At 63.3% G+C, this 25,184-nt stretch carries 20 protein-coding genes; 9 read left to right on the top strand and 11 right to left on the bottom strand.

The window, feature by feature from the left end; translation table 11 throughout:
- Positions 1-4: 4 nt before the first annotated feature.
- Both XF30_RS21070 and XF30_RS21065 read right to left on the bottom strand, forming a co-directional pair.
- Entirely contained in the window at positions 5-2,284 is a 2,280-nt protein-coding gene (locus XF30_RS21070; protein ID WP_109143736.1) for a DNA/RNA non-specific endonuclease, read from the bottom strand.
- Positions 2,285-2,458: 174 nt separating this feature from the next.
- On the bottom strand, positions 2,459-3,469 hold the full coding sequence (locus XF30_RS21065) for a peptidoglycan recognition protein family protein (RefSeq protein ID WP_109143735.1): 1,011 nt from the start codon (positions 3,467-3,469) through the stop codon (positions 2,459-2,461).
- Positions 3,470-4,018: 549 nt separating this feature from the next.
- On the opposite strand from XF30_RS21065, the gene XF30_RS21060 reads away from it, so the two are divergent.
- The 7 genes from XF30_RS21060 to XF30_RS21035 all read left to right on the top strand — a co-directional run bounded on the left by XF30_RS21060 (position 4,019) and on the right by XF30_RS21035 (position 14,272).
- The gene (locus tag XF30_RS21060; protein ID WP_109143734.1) at positions 4,019-4,936 is read left to right on the top strand and encodes a trypsin-like serine peptidase; all 918 of its coding nucleotides are present in this window, start codon (positions 4,019-4,021) and stop codon (positions 4,934-4,936) included.
- A gap of 14 nt (positions 4,937-4,950) precedes the next feature.
- Entirely contained in the window at positions 4,951-5,214 is a 264-nt protein-coding gene (locus XF30_RS21055; RefSeq protein WP_109143733.1) for a carboxypeptidase regulatory-like domain-containing protein, read from the top strand.
- A 129-nt stretch (positions 5,215-5,343) separates the two neighbouring features.
- Entirely contained in the window at positions 5,344-7,014 is a 1,671-nt protein-coding gene (locus tag XF30_RS21050) for a trypsin-like serine peptidase (RefSeq protein ID WP_109143732.1), read from the top strand.
- A 2-nt stretch (positions 7,015-7,016) separates the two neighbouring features.
- Entirely contained in the window at positions 7,017-8,039 is a 1,023-nt protein-coding gene (locus XF30_RS21045; RefSeq protein WP_109143731.1) for an AAA family ATPase, read from the top strand.
- A gap of 1 nt (position 8,040) precedes the next feature.
- Positions 8,041-10,677 (top strand): hypothetical protein, encoded by a 2,637-nt coding sequence (locus XF30_RS38185; RefSeq protein ID WP_158284396.1) that lies wholly within the window; start codon positions 8,041-8,043, stop codon positions 10,675-10,677.
- Positions 10,678-10,691: 14 nt separating this feature from the next.
- Positions 10,692-12,947, top strand: coding sequence for a hypothetical protein (locus tag XF30_RS21040; RefSeq protein ID WP_158284395.1), 2,256 nt, complete (start codon positions 10,692-10,694; stop codon positions 12,945-12,947).
- A gap of 1,007 nt (positions 12,948-13,954) precedes the next feature.
- Positions 13,955-14,272: an SdpI family protein gene (locus tag XF30_RS21035; RefSeq protein ID WP_109143729.1), complete on the top strand. Its 318-nt coding sequence runs from the start codon at positions 13,955-13,957 to the stop codon at positions 14,270-14,272.
- A gap of 216 nt (positions 14,273-14,488) precedes the next feature.
- Here the strand turns inward: XF30_RS21035 and XF30_RS21030 are convergent, their stop codons facing one another.
- Positions 14,489-15,076 carry a hypothetical protein gene (locus XF30_RS21030; RefSeq protein WP_146207730.1) on the bottom strand — a complete coding sequence of 196 codons (588 nt, stop codon included), beginning with the start codon at positions 15,074-15,076 and terminating at the stop codon, positions 14,489-14,491.
- A gap of 1,693 nt (positions 15,077-16,769) precedes the next feature.
- Positions 16,770-16,964 carry a helix-turn-helix domain-containing protein gene (locus tag XF30_RS21020; protein WP_109143726.1) on the bottom strand — a complete coding sequence of 65 codons (195 nt, stop codon included), beginning with the start codon at positions 16,962-16,964 and terminating at the stop codon, positions 16,770-16,772.
- A gap of 109 nt (positions 16,965-17,073) precedes the next feature.
- On the opposite strand from XF30_RS21020, the gene XF30_RS21015 reads away from it, so the two are divergent.
- Together XF30_RS21015 and XF30_RS21010 are read left to right on the top strand one after the other, a co-directional pair.
- Entirely contained in the window at positions 17,074-17,667 is a 594-nt protein-coding gene (locus tag XF30_RS21015; protein ID WP_109143725.1) for a hypothetical protein, read from the top strand.
- An 11-nt stretch (positions 17,668-17,678) separates the two neighbouring features.
- Positions 17,679-18,962, top strand: coding sequence for a tyrosine-type recombinase/integrase (locus XF30_RS21010; protein ID WP_109143724.1), 1,284 nt, complete (start codon positions 17,679-17,681; stop codon positions 18,960-18,962).
- 315 nt (positions 18,963-19,277) lie between these two features.
- On the opposite strand, the gene XF30_RS21005 is transcribed toward XF30_RS21010, so the two are convergent.
- The 7 genes from XF30_RS21005 to XF30_RS39425 all read right to left on the bottom strand — a co-directional run.
- Complete coding sequence (locus XF30_RS21005) at positions 19,278-19,622, bottom strand: hypothetical protein (protein WP_109143723.1); 345 nt, start codon at positions 19,620-19,622, stop codon at positions 19,278-19,280.
- Between the two features lie 122 nt (positions 19,623-19,744).
- Positions 19,745-20,068, bottom strand: a complete 324-nt coding sequence (locus XF30_RS21000; RefSeq protein ID WP_036028057.1) for a hypothetical protein — start codon at positions 20,066-20,068, stop codon at positions 19,745-19,747.
- Between the two features lie 316 nt (positions 20,069-20,384).
- Positions 20,385-20,834 (bottom strand): hypothetical protein, encoded by a 450-nt coding sequence (locus tag XF30_RS20995; protein WP_244608988.1) that lies wholly within the window; start codon positions 20,832-20,834, stop codon positions 20,385-20,387.
- A 255-nt stretch (positions 20,835-21,089) separates the two neighbouring features.
- Positions 21,090-22,940 (bottom strand): dihydroxy-acid dehydratase, encoded by a 1,851-nt coding sequence (ilvD, locus tag XF30_RS20990; protein ID WP_109143722.1) that lies wholly within the window; start codon positions 22,938-22,940, stop codon positions 21,090-21,092.
- A gap of 291 nt (positions 22,941-23,231) precedes the next feature.
- Positions 23,232-24,092 carry an ABC transporter permease gene (locus XF30_RS20985; RefSeq protein ID WP_036012321.1) on the bottom strand — a complete coding sequence of 287 codons (861 nt, stop codon included), beginning with the start codon at positions 24,090-24,092 and terminating at the stop codon, positions 23,232-23,234.
- Positions 24,089-25,018 (bottom strand): ABC transporter permease, encoded by a 930-nt coding sequence (locus XF30_RS20980; RefSeq protein ID WP_192893206.1) that lies wholly within the window; start codon positions 25,016-25,018, stop codon positions 24,089-24,091. The genes XF30_RS20985 and XF30_RS20980 overlap by 4 nt, the downstream gene beginning before the upstream one ends.
- On the bottom strand, positions 25,018-25,184 hold a 167-nt coding region (locus XF30_RS39425), incomplete at its 5' end, for an oligopeptide/dipeptide ABC transporter ATP-binding protein (protein ID WP_349644205.1). The genes XF30_RS20980 and XF30_RS39425, both read right to left, overlap by 1 nt.

The following is a 25,184-nucleotide window of genomic DNA, read 5'->3' as shown; positions in this document are numbered from 1 at the left end:
TTCGCTACCGCTTGCGCACACGGCCGCGGCGTGCGCCTGAGCGGGCGGCTGCCTCGCCGCCGCGGATGGTCTCGTATTGATCGATCTGATGCAGCTCCGGTGCAAAGGTCAGGCCGGTCCAGTCCTCGATGTCTTTCAGCGGCACTACGGATTTCAGGAATTCGTCCGGCATGACGAACTCCTCGCCCTCGGGCGGCGCCTTCGGCATCTTCGAAAGGTTCTGCTCCAGCATCACCGCGAAGGCGGCGAGCCCGTCCTCTACGCGCGCCACCATCACTTTCCAAAACCGAGACGGAATCTTGACGCGTATTCGCGAGCGCGGCGCATCGCGACCCAGAAACGTGTCGTCGTCAGGATCGAGCACCGGCCCCGCGAAGACGCAGAGCCTTTCGCTCGCCGCTTGCGTCAGCACGGTGTTTTCGAAATCGCCCCAATTGTCGACGCCCATGGCCGAACGGTTGAACGGCGCCACCTGCGGCGAACAATTGGTGACGTGGTAGGTGTCGCCGTTGGCGCGCCGCAGGTCGTCATAGGTCTCGCCCCAGGCAACGTCGTCGCGCCTCACGATATGGCCTTTGTCGAAGGCACCGTCGTCGCGGGTGTAGAAATAATCAGGGATCTGCAGCTCTTCGTCGAGTCGCGGGTCCAGGAACCATTGTTCCTGATCGTTCTCGCCGAGGCCGGACAATGCGGCGCGGGTGTATTTCTTGCGTTTTTCCGGCCGCTTGAGCGCCCTTTCGGCTGTCACATTGCTCGCTGTGAACAGCGCCAACCGCCGCTCCGCATGCATCTTGATCGAGAAATTTTGGTAGTCCAGCCGGTCTTTGCCTTGCTTGGTCTTGGCTACCACCGAGGCGTCCTTGACCGTGGGCACCGGCACCATGATGGGTTCGCGGTCGCCATCCTGGTTGAGGAACGTCTCATCATAGCCGGGCCGGTGGGAGAAATCCTCGTCTCGGAACGGCATCACCATCTTCTCGGTGATCTCCGCCGTCGCAGCTTCGGTGCTCACCGTTTCGGCCGCGATCGGCGGCGCGCCGCCGAGGCGGACCGTGACGCGCAGCGGGATGGTCAGATTGACGCTGCCGTCGGCCGCCGTGGAGACGACAGCGCCGCCCTCGCCGCCTTGATTGTCGCTCACCGCCACGGCGACAGGCTTCGGCTTTACCTGGGGCGCGGGCGCCAGCCGATCGGGCGCAATCGCCTCGCTGTCTTCGGCGCGCTGCCACCAGGACGCCCAGGCCGGATCGGTGGTCGGCGGCGGACCGTCGAACTTCAGCCCAAGCGCGCGCACCCGCGGGTCAGCGCCGAGCGCCGAGGCCGGCACGGCGTAGTTGCGATCGCGATAGGCCCCGCCGAAATGCAGGCCGAGCACCTGGCCGGTCGTCAGCTCGACGAGGCACGAACCGGAATTGCCACCCAGCGTGGAGGCATCGTGCACGACCGCCGGCACCATCTTGCCGAAGCTCGCGGTGTCGGAGACGCTGCTCAGCAAGCCCGGCTGCAGGCGCTTGACGCGAAAGACGCCGCCGAACAAATCGTCCTGCACGGCCGCAGGATTGCGCGGATCGAACGCAGGATAGCCGATCACGGCGACCTCGAGATCCCTGAGCTCCGGTGCGGGAATGGCGGACAGCGTCAGCGGCTGGGCCGTTGCCGGTAGCCCATCGACCTCGATCACCGCACAATCCCAGAAGGGATGAATCATCAGCACCCGCGTCACCGTCAGCGTGACGCCCTGGCGGCCGCCGCGCTCGCGCTTCAGATCGAAGCCAGCGCTCAGCCCCGGCTTGAACACCAGCGACCTGTCGCCGAGACCGCGGGTGAAGATCTCGGCCACGTGGCGATTGGTCATAATCAGGCGCTGACCGGCAACGAAGCCGGTGCCGGCGTAGGGTAACGGCCCGTTGGGCAACTCGATGCGCCCGACCGACTTGATGGCGGTCTCGAGCCGCGCCTTGATCCCGGCATCGTTGCTGAGCTTGGTCCAGAGCGGATGGGTGACCTGGCCGTAGCTGTCGTTGATGACGTCGATCGCGGGACGCAGCTCCGGCAGGATGATCGCCTCTGTCGCAAATTGCTGGGCCGGCGACAGCGGGTCGCCCCGGGCCGCCGCCTCGAAGGCGCCGCGCACGTCCGGCGGCATCGCTGCGGATTCGCTATCCGCGGTTGCGGCACGAACACCTTCCTCGCGCTCCATCATCCGGTCATTGATGAGACCGGTCAGATCCTGCCCGCGCGCCAGATGACGCAGAAATGCGGAATGGTCGAGCTTGTCTGCCATGCGTGTTCCCCCCAAAGAATAAAGAATTATGCAAGCCGCGAACGGCTCGCCGATGATGCCAATATGATCGGTCGGGCGCGCGGCACCACGCCTGTCAGTCGCGCCGCGTGCTATGCAATGTGTCCGCTCAGGGCAGGACGACGTTCAATCCAGTTCGATAACAATCACGGCGTGCTATTTGCGTGGCGATTTTCTCCGTGAAGATTTGGTCGTGTTGGACGATCGCGCCGCCGCGCTTTTCGTCGCGGCTTTCGCGCCGCTCTTGCGTCCAGCTGTCTTGCGCGTCTTCTTCGAGGTCTTTGTCGCCGGCCTCTTGGCTGCTGACGGCTTGCGGCCGGACGATCGGGACCTGGTCGATTGGGTTTTGGACTTGGACTTGGATCCGGGCTTGGATTTAGACGCCGACGATTTGCGTGCGGATGATCGGCGGGCCTTGGCAGCGGTCCTACCGCTGCCTCGCGCAAGCGCAGAGGTCCGTCTGGCTGACACTTTCGGCTTCCCGCGCGGCTTGGCATCGTCGGCCGGCGCTGCGCTGTGTCCGCCGCAATGGTCCGGCATGGTCGAGACTTCAGTCGCGAAGTCCGGGCCCTCCTCCAGCGGGATCGCTTCAAGCCCTTCGATGCTGATGAATTCGGTGCCGGCATCGGCGATCACGAAGGCCGCTTCGGTCGCAGTGTAGCCGGGATCCCAATGCGTGTTTTCCGGCACCTGGCTGTGGCCGTAATGTCCGCCTTTTTTGTCCCAGTTCGCGGAATTGCGATTGTGGCCGCCCGGATCGCGGCCATTGACCGCCGGTTTCGGCAGGCCGTTAGGCCAAACCTTGGGAATACCGTGCTCGGCTTCGAGCCAGTTGCACAGCTTCTGCACGTTCTTCAGCGTCGCCATCACTTTCGTCCGATGGGCGAAGCCGACGACCTCGATCTGGATGGCGGAATCGTGGTTGGTCTGGACCCCGCCGGCCGCGTTGCGCAAGGCACGGGCCGCCTTGCCGGTATCGATATGCTGATAGATCTTGCTGCTGTCGACGGTGAAATGCGGATCGGAGCGATTGGCTCGGAACGCCCCAAACGCTCCCTCCGCCGAACTGCCCTCCGTGGTGTGATGAACGATCTTGAATGGACCAGACGTGTAGGAGCCCGAGCTCCCGCTGATCTCCATCCAGACCGCAAAGGGACAACGTGCCATGGCCGTCCTCCTTCAGCCCTACGCTTGTCGCAAAGTGCCACTCACTTGAAGTGCCAACGACTTCAAGCGCCGCTCGCTTTGTCAGGTCTGCGATTCTTGCGGCGGCAAATCGCTAGGCGAACATCACCATGCTCGCCTGCCCACCGCTCGGGCCGCAGTTGAACTTCCAGTTGTCTTCAGGTTGTCGCAAGCTCGTAACAATCTTGAGCCTGCATCATTCAGCTCTGAGAAATTGCTCCGCAAAAAATAAAGAGGCAGTGCACAAAGTCAGCCGCCGCGTCGAACGTACGTCTGATCGAGATGCCGGATCCGCAGCAATCGGTCACGCGGACAGCTTCGCAAGTCAGTAAACCTCAACACGGATCGAGATGCAAGCTGACGTTGTGCCACGTCGAAGCGGAAATTTGCGGCCGGTGATCCAGTTCCACCGCGGATGCCGATGCGCACGCTGTGCGGCGCGATTGGGCAAACTTTCCGTTGTTGCCAACGCGATCTCATGATCAAATGCACGCATAATGAGAAGTCGATTTCAGCAGGGAGGATGTTCACGTGCAGATTGCATCCGTATCAAAGCCTGTCGCCCCCAAGAACACGGAAACCGGCGCTGTCGCCGTGGCCAGCAAGCCGGCACCTGCCGTCACGGAGCGGGTACTAGCTGACGAGGGCGATGCCAAAGGCGCCACGCTGTCGGACGCCGCCAAGCGCCGGCTGGTGATCGGCAAGAGCCAGACCCCGATCGTTCCACCGCCTGATTCCGGACTCGAGACGGTACTGTTTGCCGACGAGCGCACGCGCATCGTGTCGACCGATCAGCAGCCCTGGAAGCTGATCTGCGCGCTGGAGATTGACGCGCCCTGGGGCCAGTTCGTCGGTACCGGCTGGTTCGCCGGACCGCGCACGGTGATCACCGCCGGCCATTGCGTGTTTGACAAGAAGCAGATGGGCGGATGGGCGGACAAGATCACGCTGACGCCCGGACGTGACCGCGAGCGCAAGCCCTTTAACAGCTTTACGTCCGAACGCTTTTCCAGCATCAATGCCTGGATCGAGCGTCAAGATCCGGACTACGACGTCGCCGCGATTCACCTCGACCAGGACGTCTTCCCGCCCGAGGATGTGTTCCGGGTCGGTGCGCTGCCCGACGCGGAATTGCTCGACTATCTCATCAATGTCAGCGGGTATCCGGCCTCGCCCGGCGGCGGCACCGAATTGTACTGGGCAAAGAACCGCATCCGCGCGGTCGAGCCGCGGCGGATCTATTACGATGTCGACACGTCCGGCGGCCAGAGCGGCGGACCGGCCTACATCTACCCGGACGAGACTAGCCGGCCGATCGTCGTCGGCATTCACGCCTATGGCGTCGGTGGCACGCCGGCCAGCATGAATCTCCGGGTCAATTCGGCGCCGCGCATCATTCCAGAGGTCGTGACGCAAATTCAGGCCTGGCTCGCCGGGCCTGCGGACTGAGGCCGCAACGATGCATGTCGGATGAGAGGATTCTTCACCATGGCCGCGTCACCGATCGGCACGGCGCCGGCATCGGGAATGCGCTCGTCTATGTCGTTCAGGGCACGGCGGGCACCCCGGAAATCGCGGTCAAATGCGATGAAGCCGGCCACTTCCGTCTGGCGCTGCCGCCCGGTCATTTCCGGATCGAGGCCCGATCGATGGCCGGCGCGATCGGCGCGACCGAGTTTGAGGCGAGCCAGGACCATGAACGGATCGCGATCATCATCGACGAATAGCAGGGCGCGCGGTAGGTCCCGCGCGCTGTCCGATCGGACCAAGAACGGACGATCGGAATATTTGCGAACAATCCTATCGAGAAGAGTTCTCTCGCCAGAGGGACCTCGGATGTCAGGATACTGGATGGCATGCCGCCGCCCGTGATGATCGCAACCGGGAATGACAAGCGCGCCGAGCCGGAGACGATCGCCAAGGGCCTCGAGCGCGCGATGCGCTGCGTGTGTGCGGTCAGCGCCCCCGGCTCACAGGCGGGCACCGGCACCCTGATCGGTCCGGATCTCGTGCTGACGAACTATCACGTCGTCGAGCAACTGATAGCGGATGGCGCCGATTTCGAGGGCGCCGAGTGCCGGTTCGACTATCGCCTCGGCGAAGACGGCGGCCTGCTCGATGTCGGCAACACTCAAACGATCTTCAACATCCGCGAAATCCTCGTGGCGAGCGAGCCATCGCCTGGTGACGTCCGCGACGGAGGCGACGGATTCGATGACAATAAGCTCGATTTCGCAATAATTCGGCTCGACACCCCGGCGGGCCGACTTCCCGACTACAACGGAACCACGCGCGGATGGATCCCGCTGCCAAGTTCGGGGGCCCGGCCCGACCCCGAAATCGGGCAGAAGTTCATGATCCTCCAATACCCCTATGAGATCGGCGGCGCCTTCATCCTCCAGCCGTTGAAGAGCGATTCCGCAGAATTCACAGGTGTCCGCGTCGCGGCCGGGCAGCCTGCACGCTACATCCATAACGGCATAACAAGAAGGGGATCGTCCGGCGGACCATGCTTCGCGACCACCTTCCAGTTTGCCTTCATCGCCTTGCACAATGCCAGCGTTAGCGAAACGGCCGACGAGCAAAACCGCGGTCAGGCGATTCCGCTGCGACGCATCTCTGGCTTCATCGAGCGGAGGTACGAGCGGCCCGCCAACATCCTTGGCCTGGCCCCGCCGCAAAACCCGGGCAAGGATGTGCTGGCCCGGCAGCGAGCCGAGTCGATCGAGCGGCGTAAAGAGGCTGCGCTCTGCCTAATGGACCGCGCGCGCGAGGAGCGCAGATTTCTCGCACGGTTGTTTGCGGCCCCCTTTCCGCAGGCCGCGCGCCCGCTGCTGCACGTCGTGGTCTGCCGCACCAACGACGCCCATTCGCACTTCATCAAGCGGCTCAAATTCCTGTCGTTCGAGAGCCGGCCGGATGGTATCGACAAGTTGCGGCTGATGGCGCTGACCAAGGGCCTGAGCGCGCCGAGCCGAACGCCGCAGCCCGGGGTCTGGCCGCAGCAGGATGACGTCGCACAGCGTCGCCAGGAACTGTCCGACATCGTCCAACTGCTCGATCGGCGAAGCCGCTATCTGCTGCTGCTAAGCCGCACGATCGATGCCGCCTGGAGTCTTGCGACCGAGGAACCGCTGCTGACTGAGTTCGCCGCGATGCTTGCCGATCATTTCGGTGACAACCGAGACGGCATCCAGGCAGTGGTCTGTTTCATCGTCGCGGACGGCGAGGACAGCGACGACTTGCTCCGGCAATTCGCCGGACTGTGGAGCGCCGGCGCGCCTCCGCATTGCGGCGTCTGTGTCAGGCTTTCCCAAGTAGGCTTCAACGAATTGGACGAATGGCGTGCGGTGCTCGAAACCGCCTGGACCGCCGATGACGCATTCAATGCTGCCATCGCTAGCCAGTTCAACGGCACGCAGCTCAAGCCGCTCGACATCGTCGCAAAGGGCCTCGACGCCAGCCTCTGCAACTACATCGCCGGCACGATTGATCGGAGCGGCAAGCCTGGGGAGCCAAGACCGTGACCATGACCAAGACATTTGGCGAATTGTCGTCCGCGCTTAAGAATGGTGCGAAGCCCGCAGCCGCCTTGAACGAGAACGGCAGGAAGACGGCCCGCGGCGCGGGCTATTTGCTCGAGGACGAGGCCGTCGCGGCGGTCGATGTCGCAATCGAGCTCGGCCGGCCGCTCCTGGTCTCGGGCGAGCCCGGCGTCGGCAAGACCGAGCTCGGCTACGCCGTGGCGCGGATGCTGCAGATCTCGGATCTCTATCTGCACAGCGTGAAGTCGACATCCGACGCGGGCGAGCTGTTCTACACCTACGACGCGTTGCAGCGGTTACGCGATTCGCAGGTCAACGAGGCTGGCGATGTCGGCGACTATGTTGAGTTCCAGGCGATGGGACGCGCGATCCTGAACGCCCATCCGCGCAGCGCAGTAGCGCCGCTGCTGCGCGGCAAGCACGCCCAGGCGTGGGATGGCAACACCGCGCCGCGCCGCTCGGTGGTTGTGATCGATGAGATCGACAAGGCGCCGAAGGATTTCCCCAATGATCTCTTGCACGAGATCGAGACGATGAGTTTCCGCGTCAAGGAATACCCCGGCGATCCGCCGCCCGAGACTCCGTCCCTCGACAAGATCGAGCGATCGCTGCGCCCGCTTGTGGTGATCACCTCAAACGAGGAGCGACAATTGCCCGATGCCTTCCTGCGCCGATGCGTGTTTCACGAGATCCCGTTCCCGGATGAGAAGCGGCTCGCGGCGATCGTTAATGCAGGGCTTACCAACCGCCTGCAGCGGATGGGCGTCAAGATCGACGGCCAGCCGCCCAAGCTCGGGAACGGGATCGCTGCGCGGCTGGTCGATCTGACGCTCAAATTCCGCGACGCCCAGCCTGACAAGAAGCCTGGTATCGCCGAGATGATGGACGCCGCCGCCCTGCTGGTCGGCGCCGGCAGCAGCGATCTGGCGGTGGTCAGGCCGGCGCTGGTGAAGTTGAAGCGCGACGGCGCGCTGTTCCAGGATGCCATGCAAATGGTCGCGAGCTGACATGGCCGAGCTGCACCTCGATCCGGGAACTCTGATTCGGCTGATCGGCCGCTATCAGGAGCTGCGCAATCGCGGCGGCATGGGATCGATGCTGTACCGAGTGACGCCAGGACAAAGGATCGATGCGCTGCAGATCTACGCTACCGTTTGCGCGGCCGGCGCGGTGCCCGATGGCGACCAGCGCGAGTTCTGGCTGTCGCATCTGCGTCCCGTTCTCGCCGAGACGCGCGAGGCAGCCGAGCTGTTGAAGGAAGCCTTCGCGGACATCGGCAAGCCGGAGACGCCGCCCCTGAAGCAACGGATTGCCGCAGCATCCGTTGCGACCATGACGAAACTGCGCCGTTGGCCGAGCGCTTCGACGCTGGCGGCGGTCGGCACGGCCCTTTTGCTCGGAGCCGTCATTCTGTGGCTATCGCTGACAGCTCAATCGCCGCAGCGGCAGGCGGCGAGCGTCGATACAACGGACGCGTCCGTTCCCGCGGGCAACGGCGCACAGTCGGCGCTGCCCGATGCCGGCTTGAAGCCGCGCTATGAGCGCTTCCTGAAGCTGACGCTCGTTGCCGCAGCGCGCTACGGCAACGAGATCACACCATACGCCCTGGCCGCCGCGCTGTGCGGCGCCGCGCCGGAACTCGGCCCGCCGTCCTATGTCCTTGCCGAGATGATGCGGGTCTACCCGATCGATCCGGCCAATTCCATCCCGCACAGCGCGTTGGGCGCGATGGCGCTGCGGCACTATGCGGCGGTGGCCGCCGCGCAGTCTGCTGGCGCCAGCCTGACGGCGTTCGACGATTACATCATGGACGACTGGCAGATCAGCCCGGATCCTGCGATCGATTCCGCCGCCTGGCTGCGCGACTTCCAAATCGCCACCAACCCGTTACCGCCGGCCACGCTGGCGCGCGAGACCTGGCCCTCATGGCTGCGCTATCTGCCGCTCCTCGTACTACTGCCCGGATCGGTGTTCGCGTTCTGGGGCAACTCCAACAAACGGCGGGAGGCGGCGGCGGAGGCGCTGCGGCGCACCCGGGTCGCTCACGCGACGTTTCGACGGGCAGAGGCGGGCGCGTGGGGCACGAGCCGGATCCTGCAATCTTTCGCGGCCCTGCCGCCATTGCCCTCCGCGTCGCAGACCGCGCGCCGGCTGATGCGCCTACGTGAGCCGCTGCCGGGCAGCCGGCTCGACTTGCCGCGCAGCGTACGCGCCAGCCTTGCCTCCGCCGGAGACGTCGTGACCGTGATGCGCGACGGCAGCCGGGCGGTCGACATCGTGGTGCTTGTGCACCGCCGCCACCGCCACGACCACGAGCGCGCGCGCGTGCTGCGCCTTCTCGACGCGCTGTCCCGCAGCGGCGTCTCACTGACAGCCTATGACTATGCTCCCGACCCGCGCACGCTGACCGCAACCTCGCGCGCCGACGCGCTCAATCCGCGCGGCCGGCTGCGCACGCTTGATCTGCGCGGGCTGCGCGAGCTGCACGGCGATTCGCTGCTGGTGATCGTCAGCGACGGCGACGAGCTGATCGATCCGTTCAGTCAGCAGGCGCACCCGTTCCTCGCGACCGAGCTGGCCTCGTGGCGGCGGCGCATGCTGCTGACGCCGGTGCCGCGCGGCGAATGGGGCGAGCGCGAGTTCAGGCTGGCCGCAGCTTTCGATGCGCCGATCGGACGCGCGACCATGGCCGGGTTGGGCGATCTCGCCCTCGGTCTTGCGCCGGATGAGGTCCAGTCCGGTCCGCGCCGCGCGCTCGACCAGGCGATGCGCAAAGCCGGCCTGCTCGACCGCATCGCGACCTGGAGCCTGCTGGCGGGGACGCTGCTGGCGCCCGAGGAGACCGTGCCGCGTCCGCCATCGATAGAGCGGCTCGGCCTGTCGCTGCTGCAGGATCTGGCACCGCCGGACCCCGAACAAAAGGCGCTGATCGAGGATCTCGAGACCTGGCTCGGCCACGGCTTCTTCTGGCTCGCCGCCTGCGGCGTCTATCCCACGCTCCGCGTCGACCTCACCCTGTGGCTCGGCGCGCGATTGCACCGCTATGGCCATCCCGCCAATCCGATCATCTTCTCCGAGGAATTGTTCGCGCGGCTCTGCCTGCTTCCATGGCTGCGCGTCTGCCACATGCCGGATTGGCTGCGGACCGCCACGTTCAACGCGCTCAGCGACCGTGAGAAGAAGATGTTGCGCGACGTCATCGACGAGCTCGCCGCCGCCAACGCCGGCGAGAGCGGCGAGGTGCGGCTCGGCCTGCAGGTCTGGCAGGCGGACTGGCGCGGCCAGCCGCTGGCACCCGACAATGTGATGATCGCCTTTAAGTCGGACGCAGCGCCATGGGACAGGCTGCGACAGGAAGAGGCAACTGCGGCGAGCGATGCCCAGCGCACCTGGCTGATGCGGGGCTTGGGCCGTCTCGTCCTCATCGCGGCATGGGCGGGCGTTGCGGTCTGGCTGATGCCAGCGTTCGGCGCGGCGCCCCTGCCAAACGGCGCGTGGTGGCCGGTGCTCGGCTTCGGGGCCGCGACGCTAGCGTGGTTCGGGACCGCGTTCGTCGTCGAGCGCATCCGCCTCTGGCGCCGCAAGCACGCCGAGGCCGCGGCGGACGCCGCGCCGCCGGCCTCCGCCGCACCGGCCTTCAAGTAGCGGGAGAAGGTGCGATGTCCGCTCCGATCGAACCTGAGAATGTCCCGTTTCGGAAATCGATGGGTGATCCGGCGACATCGCAAGCCCACGACACGTCACAGATTGACCAGGCGCCGGACGCGCCGTCCGAGACCAGGCAGGTGCAGCCAGATTTCACGGAAAGTCCGTCGCAAGAGGTCAGGTTGAGTCTCATCGGAGCGAGGGCCGATCGCCGCGCGCGGTTACTGACCACCGCTGGGTTGCTCGGCGGCCTCGCGTTCTGCATCGTCGTCGCATTCGGCGTGCGCCTCTATCTCGCCGGCGCCTCGCGCGATCTGACGGCCGAGATTCCCCTGGCAAAGGGCGATCGTGTCACCACTATCGCATGGTCGCCTGGCGATGCGGCAACGCTGCTGGCCGGCACCAGTCTCGGCCAGCTCTATCGGGTCAGGGCTTCGGGGACGCCGGAGGCGGTGCTCACCCGGGCAAAAGGCCCCATCGTCACCATCTTTCCGCTTCGGATGCGGAACGCCGCTGGTAATGGCGATGCTGCGGCCGGCTCGACCGGGTCCAGCCGCCGCGACATAGGACGAGCCGACACTCTCGACGCCGACGCCCATGTGGTCTGGCTGGACCCGACGGCAGACGGCGACACGCTATTCCGCGCCGACGACGAGCCCACCTTCGCCGGTCTTGCCGCGTCCGTCGGTCCACAACTGTTGCCCGTCGTCGATTTGCCTTCGGCCGTGCGGGCCCCGAACGCCGGCGGCGCGTCGAACAGGCGCAGCAAGTCGCCAATATTCAAGCGGGCCGTTGAAGCTCTGAGTCCGGCGCCTGCATTGAATTCGTTCGGCATCGATGCGAGCTCCGCCGACGGCATCGTCAGTGCGGTCGGATCGGCACGCAGGCGCGATCTGTTCGATCTCGTCGCGGACGCCAGCACGGACGAAACCGTCATTATCGGCTATCGCGATGGATCGATCCGGGTGACCGACAGCTCCAGTTCCCGCCCGCTCTGGACGCTGCGGGCCGACGCGAGCGTGCCGGCCCCGAGGACCGATCCGCCGGCCGGCCGGTCGGTGGTCGCCATCGCGCCGCGATTGGGATCGCAGACCGCCGTCACCGCGCATGCAGCTTTCGCCTGGGCCACGGCCAATGGCGACATCCGCGTCTTTCGTCGCGGCGCCGGAAGCAATCCGCCGCGCATCCAGCGCGTCGAGATGGCCGAAGCTGCCACCACCACGACGGGGCAAGCGGCGGTTCCTGCGGTGAGCCGACTGGTGCCGATCCATGCCGGACGGGACGGGCTTTCACTGTCTGCCGACGGCGATGTGTTGATGATCTATGGCCGCGGCGGCCTCGCGCTGGCACGGCTCAGTGATGTGCCGACCGGCGACGTGGCGCGGATCTTCCGGCGCTATCTACCGGAGGAGCTCGCCGCCACGCCCGTCGAGCTCGCCAGTGGCGAAGTGGTGCGACTGCAGCAGGCGCTTGCGGCGCGTGGCTTTGATCCCGGCCCGCGCGACGGTATGCTCGGTCCGAGCACGCTGCGCGCGCTGGAGAGCTTCAAGGCCACGACCTCGCTCGGCGATACATTGGCGCTGTGCAGCCTGCTGCCCACCTGTCCGCAGTCCCGGGTCAGCGCGGCCGCCCTGTCCCCGTCAGGCGAGGCCTTCGCCATCGCCGGCAATGACGGTGTGATCCGGATCGTGACGCTGCCAAGGGATTTCCGCGATCTGCCGAATGCCCAATCCTTGCGGATTCGCGGTCATGGCGACGTCATCACCCGGCTTTCGATATCTCCGGACGGCCGCTATCTCGCGTCGCTCAGCGTCGACGGCCGGTTGCGCCTCATTGACCTCCCGCGCGCTCGGCAAGTCGGGCGATTGCCGCTGCATGATCTTCCGTCCGGCCCGGATATGCCCGAAATGGCGCCGATCAAACTTCCGCCGGGCTCCCCCTCGCCCGGCGCGACCGATCCGATCGTGGTGCTGAGCTCGTCGGACAGCCTGCAGGCGGCGCAGGCCGAGAGCGCGCGCCTCGCCGCCAGCGGCCTCTCCGGGCTAGGCGCTCCCGCGATCTACCAATGGGCCAACAGCACTCGCTACAACGTCGTCCTGCGCGTTCCGGACACGTCCACGCAATTGCGCGAGATGGTGCGCCTGCGATCGTTGCCGCGATGGTCGCGCTCGGCTTTTCCCGCGCAATTGAACGAGCTGTGCCAGTCACCGGTCGCAGCGGACGGCGTGTTCCGGTGCAGCGGCAAAAAAGGTGATGCCCGCGCGAACTAGGATTGTGGATAAGCCGCGAACTTTGCCCCCATCGGCTTCCAACATTGACCCCTGAGGGTTGGTAAGCCTCGGTACGCTTTTGTAGGCCGAGTTGCCGATCACCAGCAACCTAGCCAGACTACAAACCAGGAGAAGCTTGCGCGCATACGGTCGACCTCAAAAAATCACCTCTGGCAGCCTACCCGCATTGGGCCACGAGGAGACTCACCGCGCGCGCGTGGGCCTGACGCTGCTTGCCAGCCGGTCCATGATCAGTTCTTCCAACGGCAGTCATCCGTTTGCCCGCAGACCGAAGGCGTCCGCGGACGCCAAGAGGATCGACTCTATGCGTCTCTCCACTTGGGTCCAGCTTTGGGCCCCAACGAGTCCTCGCTGCGCAAAAATCCTAAGAAAACGAGCAGCTTGATCAAGCTTGACACCGGTTTATGTATCCGACGCCCAACGACATCACTGGCGTTGGCTGGTACAGCGTGCTGCCGACAGTCTCCTAAGGTTCAAGATCGCCCCGTCACGCGACTTGGAAAAACTTATGATGGCCCCGGAGTCATGCTCCCTCCCCGTTTCTCTGCACCTTTTTGGAGAATCGGGCTGTCCCGAGCTAGCGGCTTGGTCGCGTACAGCGGACGCTCGCCTAGGAGCAAGGCAAGTGCCTTCCTCGGCCCAAATCGCCTCTACGTGACCTTTGTAGCCCGTCTGCGACTACGGCCGGCAGCGATTTCTACGCGCAAGCCCCGACAGGGCCTCTCGTGATCCCCGTAGCGCCAACTCAAGACTAGAGCGTGCGCTCATAAAATTGTCGTTTCGGAGCCGGCGAGGACCGCTTTGCAGCCGGAAGCGGACGTGCGAGGCGTGCTTGGTCATGTCCGCCTAGAGCCAGAAGCGGTCGTAGCGTCCAATCAATCTACCAGCAACCATCAGGAAGTAGAGGCGAGCGGTTCCATCTAAGCAAGAATGGATTGCTTCTCCGCCTTTGGATATTCTCGGCTGGTGTTTGGAAGGCGGAAAACATGGTGCCAGCAGACTACGTCTTTGGCTTCGCTATCGCGGTGGTCATCGGGGCAAACCTTTATCTTGGCCCGCGTATCGCGAGCGAGCGCGTTGCCATGCAATGGGGGCCCAGCGGCGAGCCAGCTTGGTACGCCCCAAAATGGCTCGCCATGTGGGGGATGATTGCCTTCATGGCGGCCGTCCGGCTCTTCATTTGGCTGGCTTCAACATATGCACCGCAGCATGTGCACGGTGCTGAATTAGGAATAGTCATTTTCTCGCTGATCGCCGCCGGTTCTCACCTGTTCGTTTTGATGAAGGCGAGAGCGCCTCTTTGAAACGTAGGCAAGTCGGCTGTGGGTCACAAGCGGCGGTCGGGCAAGCTCTAGCCCCTCGTCCGCTCTGGCGCCCTTAGCCGACATCGCAAATGCCTCAGCCCGCTTCAGCTGAGGGTCAAGAGGCCACTTTCGGTACTTTGGGCGCATTTTTCAGTTTGCTTCTCAAGCCAAACATCAGTTGCTTATGAATACACGCTTTGATTTCGAAAACAGTTGTCAGTCCTCGACGATCAGCGCTTCCAGACCGCGGTCTAAAATCTGCTGATAGGCATAGAATCGGCGGGCGTATTTGGCATAGGTACTCGCATGCATTCTGCTCGGCTTATCGGGAAAACTGCGGGCGGCGGGATTCTCGTCAGTTCCACACAACCGACGTTTCGCCCGCGATTTCCCAATATGCGCGCGATCAATATACGTGCCGAACTGACTCAGGTAGGCAACCTGCCCTGCCCAGGCCTCGCGGCTGGCAAAGATATCCGCACCCGGCGGTTTCCAGATTGTTGAAACTGAACGGTTCGTGCGGGGGCAGACGAAATAGAGTTGGCGGCCGCCGAAGTGGCGCCGCTGCCCCGCTATTTCAACTCGCTGCTTAAAGTCGCTCATCGTGATCTCCAGCCAGCATCGTTCCGAGCCGCGCATGTCTGTCTCGATGTTGGCGGAGGCAATCACATTTCCCGGCAACGTCCAGCTAATACCCTTTCCGCTGATCCTGCTTCCAGCCTCGAAAAAGTTATTCCAACGTAGCCAATCGATGTTGAGGGAAAGTCCTTCTTCAAGACAAACTCTCTTTCTTCTTCGGCCCATGCTCCTTCTCCTTGTCAGCAACCGCGCAGACGCGCGTCAGCTCATACCGTATTTCAGCTGGGATTTTTGGTACTGTACAGAGGCCCCGGTTCGGGAGCGCGTTCATGCACTTTAATGATCGCGCTGGCGCTTTGATTCAAGCTCGGCCAAATAGCCGCTCCCATCAGAGAGTGGATCAATTCGGTCTAAGTGACACAGTGCCGACCTGTGGGCTGCTTTATGGAATCGCCGCTCTTAGACCGAAGCAACGATAGTGAGTCACGCGATTGTTTAACGCGGCTAGCCATGCGAGCAGGCAGAGCTCAGTCTGGATCATGATTAAGCACGGTTATCGGACGCTGCACCCGAGAGACCCAAGCGCGGCCCCAAGCGGGGGCCCCAAGCGGCCTCCCGCTTGGGAAAGGAGCTGCGTTGAAAACATTCAACAATCCTCTCTTTACCGCGCCTTGGAATGTTGCCACCTTTTGTAGGATCTCAGCAGCGGAGAGCTATGGTCTCAGGCCATCAAAGCCTGCGCTCTCACGTGTGTAGCGCTAGTGCGCAGAGGCGTGTTGATCCATTTTGTGGCCTCGGTTCGTTCGCGAAGTCCGCAACTGCCCACCGGGCAATGTCGCTGTCAGGTCGCAAGTAGACAAAACTGCTCTCTCACTGGGATCTCGACGCCCTCTCCGGTTTACACGGGCTAAAAAACGCCAACGATGCCGCGTAGGCGCGAAATTTCTTCACTAAGGCTCTGGTGACGATCAGCTAGTGGGCGCCTCATACATGACCGCTAAATCCGGCAAGGCGCATCGGCTCCGTCCTCAGTGACGTCACAGGCTTAGTCAAGATGCCGGGGGTCGTCTCCGATCCCGTACTTACATGCCGGAATCTGAGCGATCGGAGTCTAGCAGTTGCAAACTTCGGATCTGGGCGCGGATGAACAGCGCTCGACAGCCAGGATGTTGACCTGCACCTTACAGGAGGGGCGCGGGCATCAATTGAGAGAGTAAATCAATCAATGCTTTAACCGACTTGTTGTTCTCCGGCACGCTTATATTCCAATGTACTTGCTTGCCTGTTGGTGAGTCCGTTGTGACGGGCATAGGACGACCAGCCCCCGCAAATTAGCGGAGCTGGTCCCTACACCCGCCGCGATCTTGCCTGCCGGAGCCTGCCGCCGCTTAGGGCAATGACCTCGCGACGCCGCGGATCACCTCGATGCCAACTTACAGTGCTAGCGTCGCACCGGCGATCGGCCCTCGCATCTTTCGGACCGGGCCCTGTCTATGATCGCGCCCCACAGTAGACTCCCATCACAATCGATGGTGGCGCCGCTGCCGTGACTGCTCCGACCAGCGCCAATCTTTGACTGGACCGTCAACAGGACCAGCCAAGTGTTTCTACCCCTCAGGCATCAGTTTTCTCGCAGGCAGGAACGTCTCCTTACTGGAGTTCTCGATCCACCCCGGGAGAGCGGCAAGCGTGGCCACAGTCCCTGTATTCATCGGGCCTGCGTGTTCGCGCGTACAGCGGATCAGTGCTTCTTTGGACCGGCAATAGCTGCGGCCCCGCCAATCGTCTTTACGTGGCTTTTCTGGCGAGCCGCGTCGCTGAAGAATCCACTGGATTCGATCTCGGCATTCGATCACTCGCCAATTGGGGTTGGTAGCAACGATGACGCGCTCATAGTCATCAGCGCACTCACGCATGCTCATTCCGAGTTTCCTCGCGTGAGCATCTGATCGAATGCGACTTTAGGAACGCGAAGTAGCTTTCCAATACGGATTGTCGGAATGTCTCCTCTCTTCGCCGCCTCGTAGCTGGCGTTCCTGCCTAAGCCGAGCAGAGCGCCCGCCTCCGGGACATCGTACACCAACCTTTTATCCGGGCTCGACTCGTCAGCCATCCTAGCCTCCTTAGTAGTGTAGGATTACACCATTATGCCCCGGTCCGACGCTTGCTGCAATGAAATAGTGGTGGACACCACCGTTCGTATCGGCTAGTACAAGGCTGTCATGATCAGTTTGAAAAGCTATTTGCCCTACTTGGCTGACTATCTCGATCTGACTTCGGACGCCCTCTACGAACGTCAGAGAGTTTTGGTCCGCTCGAAAATGCTAAAGGCGATCGAGGGCCGCGGGCCGGGCAGCGGCATCCGTGCTGTGCCAGCTACGGTGACACAGCTGGTGCTTGCTACGCTGGCAACGGACAGCTTGGCCGATACCGCGAGTAAGACGAAGACACTTAGCAGGGCTGCTGCGGAGCAAGGCCTTTGCCCGCTCACAGGTGCTCGGACATTCGCTGATGCGCTCGAGGTGCTCGTGTCCTCGGAGGCTCTCGCGAAGAAACTATTGAGTGTAGTAGTTCGCCGACCGGACCTCACAGCCACCGTGAACATCATCGGCCAGCCGATGAAAAGCGCTGAGGTCAGCATTTTCGGAAAGCGAACGAATTCTGAGCGCAGATACTATTCTCGGACCGTCGAAGCCAGCCTTCCTGGTGGGGCGATTGAGGAAATCGGCAACAATTTGCGGCAAATAGCTAGCGATTGGCCAAAGAAAACTCTCTTTCAAGAACTCGAAGCGAGCCGCAGAACGCGAAGTCGTTAGGAGGTTAAAACATGGCCGGTCAAGGAAGAACCAGGCGATCTTTCGGAGAAGGCTCGATTGATCAACGAGCCGAAAACACCTTCCGCCTGCGCTATCGCGTGGAAGGCCGGCGTTACACCGTAACATTTCATGGCCCACTTGCGGAAGCTCGCAAAGAGTTGCGGCGGCTTCTCCGCGATGGTGATACCGGGAGCCATGTGGAGCCATCTCGGCTGACGGTTGGAGATTGGATTGAACAATGGCTTGCGGCTGGTGCTCCTGGCCGCCGGCGACGAAAAGTAAGCCAGAGGACCCTAGAGCGATACGCTCAATTATTGAGAACGCATGTTAGTCCAGTGCTTGCTGACAAAACACTTCAAAAGCTGCGAGCTTCAGACGTCGATGAGCTGTACGCGCAGATAGAGGTAAGGGGCAAGATAGCGCCACGTACGGCGCATCATGTCCATGTAGTCTTAGGATCCTGCCTAGCTGCTGCCGTGCGTAAAAGTATCTTAGCTAACAACCCCATGATCCGGGTGGAACGGATTCCTAACCCTGAGATCTCCACGTTCCTTGATAACGAGCTGGACGGCGATGAGATCGGTCAAGGCCTAGACGAAGTCGAGTTAGCGCGTCTCATCAGCGCGTTTGAAGCATCCAGCCTCTATCCCATCGTTGTGCTCGCCGCCGCCACGGGAGCTCGCCGAAATGAATTGCTGGCACTCCGTTGGACTGATCTGGACCTAGACAATGGGACCGTGAGAATAGAGCGCGCCTGGGAGCAAACGCGGAAATTCGGCCTTAGGCTCAAGCCTCCGAAAACCAAGCGAGGTATACGCACTATCGAGCTCGACCCTGCAACGCTGGCGATGCTCGACAAAGAAAGAATCCGTCAACAGCGGATTTTGGCAGGAATTCCGGATAGTGCTTCAGTCGATATTTCGCTAATCAAACTGCCAACTACTGCACTTTTGTTCCCTGACGTTTCCAGGGATGGAAGCGACTTTGATCTATCTAGGCCACGCAGCCCTCGCAACTTCTCCAAGGAATTTGCACGGCGTGCAGATTTCGCGAGACGGCAAGCTCAGAAGGAGGGTCTGCCGAGCTTCGGCAAGACTCGATTTCATGATCTCCGAGGCATTCATTCGACCGCGCTGCTAGACGCGGGAATTCCAGTACACACAGTCGCGCAACGAATAGGTGATGATCCAGCCGTACTGTTGCGCAGCTATGCAAAGCGCAAGAGATCCAAAAAGGCAAATCAGTCAGTCGCCGCCGCGATTACCGCATTTGCTTCCGAATTCTTGAAGAAGTGATTAGCGCCTATGCGGCCTTTTTGGACCCAAACGTGGACCCAATCAGATGGGACAGCAGAGGTTTAAACGGACAGATCAGTTCGGTCCAGGACCGATATACAGTCGCACCGGCACACGTTTTAACCTACTGGTATCGAAAGGTATGATTACCAGCGTATTTCAAGACCGGTGCCTTAAACCACTCGGCCACCCTTCCAGTCCCGGGAATGGGTGTCGCTTAACGTAGTCGACCGCGCAAGGCAACGCCAAGTTGGCGCAAGTGCTCAAACCTTTGCCGGCCGGAGCGCGGCGCGTTCCTTTTCCTGCACAACCTGTCTAGCTCTTCGGGCAATCAACCAGGACGGCACTCCGGATGTACTTGGTCCTCTGCCGGTCGCTGACGTTGCGCCCGAATTGAGGGCTGTAGTTCAAGTCGTAGCGGCACCCTGCCTGCATTGCCTTGTAGATCGCGCCCCGTTCGATCACGTAACTCCCTTGTGGGAGCGTCTTGAGGCGGACCTGTGTGATGGTCTGCTCCTGGCCGTGGTCCGGGCCGAGATAGGTAACGCGATCGGTCGAGCCGACCGACCAGACCACCGCAACTGCGCATATCAGTGAAACGGCGAAAGCAGCGACCAGCCCGAGTTGCGGTCGCTCGACGGAGTCCAGAAACGAGCTCATGCCGTTTCGTGTCGTTCCGGGCCTTGCGGTTCAAAGGCTCCCTCACCTTTGCGTCGCGCAACAGAAAGCGCGGCGCCCCGCGAAGAGCGCCGTCCTGAAATTCTTTGTTGTTTGCGTCTAGCTCAGTAGCCGCAGGACGCGCAGTTCATCTGCACCGGGGCGTAATAGGAATACCCCGGCGAGACCATCTCGACGCGCTGCCGGGTGGCGTATTGCGGCGGGATGCGCTCGTACTGGACGCTGGGCGGCGCGACCATCACGGTCTGCGGCACCATCACGGTGCGGTACTGCGCCGGCGTGCGGTGCGCGACCACGGAGCCGGGCGAGACCATCACGGTCTCGTCGACGGTGCGGTATTGCGGCGGCACATATTGTTGCTGGTAGCAGGTCGTGCACGGCGGCGGCGTGTAGCAATTGTAGCAGCCGGCGGAGGCCGCGCCCGTCATGGAAATGGCGACGACGGCCGTTGAGAAAACGACAGCGAGAGTACGAGACATTGCGGTGGTGCCCCAGTTGCCCGAAACGGATCTGCGAAGGTCGCGGGAGTATACGGCGCAAAACCTTGCCTTGCCGAACTTCGTCGAGGCATCCTTAATGCGAACGATCGATCGCGGCGGAGCGGTAAGAACTCATTGACCACGCGCATTAACGCGCGGGATGTTTTGCGCGGGGGTGCGCATGACAGCGAGTCCGCGATCGGACATCGCCGCGGCACTCGTTCGAGCATAATTTGCAGTTCATCCTCGTTCCATGTTCGAGCTTTCAACGCCTCGCTGCTCTTTCCAGAAACTCCAACAGCGAGGGATCGGTCTCCTCGAGTTCGACGAAGCGACGGCGCAGCTCATCGGCGATTTCAGCGGTGGCATCGCGCGACCATCCCTCCGCAGTATTGAAGGCCACGATACGTGCGGGATGGAGATATTGCCCTTCGGCGAGATGTCTGAGCAGGGTCGCGCGATTGGCGTCCTCCTCGGCCGTCTCGCACCAAGCCCGCCCCAGGCGGCGGCCGAAATCATCGAGCACAAGATAGACGTCCCGGTCTGTCGTGATTTGCGGCACGAGTGATGGAGAATGACTCATGGCTAACTCCGCTATTGGCAATCCGAACCTTTGCGGACGAACCTCGATACGGCGACCGCCTCGGCTGGATTCGGAAAAATGGATTTCGACGATTTTTCTTAGGATGGCACGATTAAATAAAAATAAAAACAAAATTAATAAAAATTAAATAGCAAAATGTGGACAATGCACTAAGTTGATGATGCCTGGCGGGCGAGCCCGCACGTCGGGTGCCCACTGAGCAAACGGCTCCCGCTCCCACCCCAACCAGCCCCACGCCCTAGGGAGGCGGGGGCCGTTCTTTCCCGATCTCCGTTCCGGCTACTTCCAACGGCGCATCCGGGTGGTCGCACGGAGCCGCGAGGCGTTCCGAAGATCGCCGATCCAGGCCAGTGGCGCCGATGCCGCCTACTTCGGACGCCGCTTGACCTCGCGCACCGCACCGCGCGCGGCACTGGTGGTGAGCGCGGCGTAAGCCTGCAGCGCGGTCGAGACGTTGCGCTTGCGGCCTTGCGCCTGCCAGGCGGCATCGCCCTTCGCCTCCTCCGCGGCGCGGCGCTTGGCGAGCTCCTCGTCGGAGACCTCGAGGCTGATGCTGCGGTTCGGGATGTCGATGGCGATGATGTCGCCCGTCCGCACCAGACCGATATTGCCGCCTTCGGCGGCCTCCGGCGACAGATGGCCGATCGACAGGCCGGAGGAGCCGCCGGAGAAGCGGCCGTCGGTGACGAGCGCACAGGCTTTGCCGAGGCCCATCGATTTCAGATAGCTGGTCGGATACAGCATCTCCTGCATGCCGGGGCCGCCGCGAGGGCCTTCATAGATGATGACCACGACCTCGCCGGCGACGACCTTGCCGCCCAGGATGCCTTCGACCGCCGCGTCCTGGCTTTCGAACACGCGCGCTGGGCCGGAGAATTTCAGGATCGAGGCATCGACGCCGGCGGTCTTCACGATGCAGCCGTCCTGCGCGAGATTGCCGTAGAGCACGGCGAGACCGCCGTCCTTGCTGAAGGCGTGCGCGAGATCGCGCACGACGCCCTTCTCGCGGTCGGCGTCGAGCTCGTCGTAGCGGCGCTCCTGGCTGAAGGCGACTTGCGTGGGGATGCCGCCGGGCGAAGCGCGATAGAAGGTCCGGACCGTCTCACTCTTGGTGCGCTTGATGTCCCAGCGCTCCAGCGCCTCGTTCATGGTCGGCGCGTGCACGGTCGTAACAGAGGTGTCGATCAGCCCGGCGCGGTCGAGCTCGCCGAGGATGCCCATGATGCCGCCGGCACGGTGCACGTCCTCGACATGCACGTCGGCGACGGAAGGCGCGACCTTGCAGAGCACGGGCACGCGGCGCGACAGACGGTCGATGTCCTTCATGGTGAAGGCGACCTGCCCCTCATGGGCGGCAGCCAAGAGATGCAGCACGGTGTTGGTCGAGCCGCCCATCGCGATATCGAGCGTCATCGCGTTTTCGAACGCCTTGAAATTCGCGATGTTGCGCGGCAGCACGGAGGCATCGTCCTGCTCGTAATAACGGCGGACCAGATCGACGATGGTGTGGCCGGCCTCGACGAACAGGCGCTTGCGGTCGGCATGGGTTGCGACCACCGAGCCGTTGCCGGGCAGCGCCAGGCCGAGCGCCTCGGTGAGGCAGTTCATGGAATTGGCGGTGAACATGCCCGAGCAGGAGCCGCAGGTCGGGCACGCCGAGCGCTCGATCACCTTGACGTCCTCGTCGCTGACCTTGCTATCGGCGGCGGCCACCATGGCGTCGATGAGGTCGACCGCCTTGGTCTTGCCGGCCAGCTTGACCTTGCCGGCCTCCATCGGCCCGCCCGAGACGAACACGGCGGGGATGTTGAGCCTGAGCGCGGCCATCAGCATGCCGGGCGTGATCTTGTCGCAATTGGAGATGCAGACGAGGCCGTCGGCGCAATGCGCGTTGGCCATGTACTCGACGCTGTCGGCGATCAGCTCGCGCGACGGCAGGCTGTAGAGCATGCCGTCATGGCCCATGGCGATGCCGTCATCGACCGCGATGGTGTTGAACTCTTTCGCCACGCCGCCGGCCTGCTCGATCTCGCGCGCCACGAGCTGGCCGAGGTCCTTCAGATGCACGTGGCCGGGCACGAATTGGGTGAAGGAGTTGACCACCGCGATGATCGGCTTGCCGAAATCGGCGTCCTTCATGCCCGTCGCGCGCCAGAGGCCGCGGGCGCCCGCCATGTTGCGGCCGTGGGTGGTGGTGCGGGAGCGATAGGCTGGCATGGCGGTTTCCGTCCTCGGGTTTGCGTCGGCCGGGGCGGGAAAATGTGGAGCCACCTCAGGCCTTTCCGGCCGGATAGCGCACGGGGGCAGCCCGCGCAACGGGAACTTGGGTCGGACAGGGCTCCCCTGCTTCCGGCGCGGGGGGCTCGTCGCTCACTCTCTGTCATTCCGGGGCGATGCGCAGCATCGAACCCGGAATCCATCGGGCGGCAGCACCCGCGGGACAATGGATTCCGGGTTCGCGCCTTTCGGCGCGCCCCGGAATGACGGCGGAGGGCGTCGGAGCCCCTATTACAGCGTCGGATCGAGCCGATCGCGCAGCCAGTCGCCGATCACCGACACGGCCAGCGTGGTCACTACGATGGTCGTCGCCGGCGCCAGCATGATCCAGGGGGCGCGGGTCAGATATTCCCGGCCGTAGCCGACCATGTTGCCGAGGCTGGTCATCGGCGGCTGCACGCCGAGGCCGAGGAAGGACAGGCCTGACTCCATCAGGATCACCTCGGGGAACACGAGCGTGGTCGAGACGATCAAGGTCGAGGCGATGTTGGGCAGGATGTGCCGGAGGTAGATCCGCGACGGCGTCGCCCCTAGCTGGCGGACGGCAGCGGCGTAGCCCTGCGCATTGGCGGAGATGGCAAGGCCCCGCGCGATGCGGGCGTAGCGCTCCCAGCCGAACAGGCCCATCAGCCCGACCAAGAGCGGCAACGAGTTGCCGAAGAAGGCGAGCACGGCCAGCGCCATGATCAGGAAGGGCATGCTGGCCTGGAAGTCGGTCAGCATCAGCACGAGCTGCTCGACGAACCCACGAAAATGCGCGGCGAGGAAGCCGAGTGTGGTCCCGACCACGGCCGAGATTGCGGTCGCGCCGAACGCGATCAGCAGCGAGATGCGGATCGAGACGAGCAGCCGCGACAGCACGTCCCGGCCAAGCTCGTCGGTGCCGAGCCAGTGCGCGGCATTGCCGGGCGCAGCAAGCCGGTTGCGCAGGTCGAGCTGCGTGAAGCCGTAAGGCGCGATCTTCTCCGCAAAGGCCGCGATCAGCAGCATCGCGACGATCCAACTGATTGCCAGCGCGACCGAGACCGGAATGGCCGGCAGGCTGATGCGGCGTGAAAACGCCTTGGTCTCCTTCAGCGTCGCGTCGGTCATGCGTGCGCTCCTTTGCTGCGCAGGCGCGGGTCGAGGAAGCCGTAGAGGAAGTCGACGATCAGATTGGACGTCACCATGGTCATCGCAACCAGCAGCAGGATGCATTGCACGACCGCGAGATCGCGGTTGGCAACCGCAACGACGAGAAGCCGCCCTACTCCCGGCCAGGCGAACACGCTCTCGACCACGACCGCGCCTGCGATCAGCGTGCCCACCATGAAGCCGAGGATAGTCACGGTCGGGATCGCTGCATTCGGCAGCGCATGCGAGGTCACCACCTTGCGCCACGGCACGCCTTTTGCGGATGCGGTTCGGATATAGGGCTGGCCCAGCACCTCCAGCATGGCGCTGCGGGTGAAGCGCGCCAGCACCGCCGCGCCGCCGAGACTGAGCGTTGCGATCGGCAGGATGGCGTGGCGCCAGCTGTCCTGCCCGCCCGAAGGGAGCCAGCCCAGCTGCACGGCGAAGACGAGCACCAGCAGCAGCGCGAGCACGAAGCTCGGCACGGTAAAGCCCGCGACCGCCGTCATCATCACGGCGCGGTCGATTCCCGAGCCGCGATGCAGCGCGGCGTAGATCCCTGCGGGAACGCCGAGCGCGACCTTGAAGAAGAACGCCGGCAGGGTCAGCGCCAGGGTCGCGGGAATGCGCTCCAGGACCAGCTCGATCGCGGGGCGGCCGTCGCGCATGGAGCGGCCGAGTTCGCCCTTGGCGATGGCGCCGAAATAATCGAAATATTGAGCCCAGATCGGGTCATCGAGGCCCCAAGCCTTGCGGAATGCCGCGAGCACCTCCGGCGGCGCCTCCGGTCCCAGGATCATCAGTGCGGGATCGCCTGACAGCCGCAACACGATGAAGGCGAAGGTCACGACGAGCACGATCGTGAGCGCGGCGCGTCCGATCCGAATGGCGAAATAACGTCCCATCACGCGGCGTCCCGTGTCGCAGCGCCGGCGACGAGATGGCAGGCGACCTGCCTGTCGCCGCCGACAGCGGACAGCGCCGGCACCTCGCGCGCGCAGCGCGCGATGGCGCGCGGGCAGCGCGGATGGAAGGCGCAGCCCGTGGGGCGCGCGGCCGGGTTCGGCGGGT

The organism is Bradyrhizobium sp. SUTN9-2, assembly GCF_003122645.1.
GTDB lineage: Bacteria > Pseudomonadota > Alphaproteobacteria > Rhizobiales > Xanthobacteraceae > Bradyrhizobium > Bradyrhizobium yuanmingense.
This window is presented reverse-complemented; position numbering and strand designations above follow the sequence as displayed.